Source organism: Fulvivirga aurantia (assembly GCF_009711475.1).
Lineage (GTDB): Bacteria > Bacteroidota > Bacteroidia > Cytophagales > Cyclobacteriaceae > Fulvivirga > Fulvivirga aurantia.
Genome location: NZ_SMMD01000174.1, coordinates 1 through 828, shown reverse-complemented (window position 1 = coordinate 828; position 828 = coordinate 1). Strand labels below are relative to the sequence as shown.

Sequence of the window (828 nt, the reverse complement as noted above, 5' to 3'; positions counted from 1 at the left end):
AATAAGACCCAAACCTAAAGTTTGGGTCTTATTATTTAATCTCTTTCAGACTTTTAATCTGCTTAACGTTTCCCTACTCACCCCAAGGTAAGCAGCTAATAGTTTTTTGGGTACTCGCTGTATTAGTTTTGGTAGTGTAGTTAGCAGGTTATTATACCTCTCTTCTGCTGTTTCTGTAAGATGAGATAATATACGCTTTTGCAAAGCGATATAACCCAAATTTGCCTTTACTCTAAAGAAATTTGCCATAGCTTTTACCTCCTGACAAATAATCTCCCGATTTTCAAAAGACAAACTGAAAAATTCGGAGTCTTCCAAACAATCTACATGAAGTGTCGATTTAATCTGATTTTGATAGGCATTATAATCACTTACCCAATAGTCTTCCATACCAAATTGTAAAATATGCTCTTTGCCATCATTATCTACTGTAAATGACTTAACCAGACCATTGATTATCCAAAACTCTGAAGGTACTGTTTGCCCGATTTGTATAAGGTACTGATGTTTTTTGAAGCTTTTATACTTAAAGTGTTTCGATAAAAAATCCCATTCTTCATCTGTTAAATCAGATATTTCTTCTATATGATCTCTTAGACGTTTGTACTTATCTTCCATCTTAAAAATTTGTGAGCAGACCATACAAATATACCAGTCTGAAAGACTTTATATAAGTATATCTTTCGGCTTTGTTAGGTTGGTATATGACTTTACAAAAAATGTGTTGTTGGCTATACCAAAATATGCCACACCGATATTTCCAAAATCATATGTGAAGGTGCTGAGAATAAAGTAGCTGGTTCTTTTACTTGTGCCCATTTCCTGAAG

General features: G+C 33.7%; 1 protein-coding gene. It reads right to left on the bottom strand.

The genetic code is table 11. From position 1 onward, the window contains the following. Window positions 1-45 precede the first annotated feature (45 nt). Window positions 46-618, bottom strand: coding sequence for a Crp/Fnr family transcriptional regulator (locus tag E1176_RS00515; protein ID WP_155208636.1), 573 nt, complete (start codon window positions 616-618; stop codon window positions 46-48). Window positions 619-828: the final 210 nt, after the last annotated feature.

Coding starts and splice junctions, on each gene's coding strand:
- E1176_RS00515 (WP_155208636.1), bottom strand. CDS start 618: ATGGAAGATAAGTACAAACGTCTAAGAGATCATATAGAAGAAATATCT.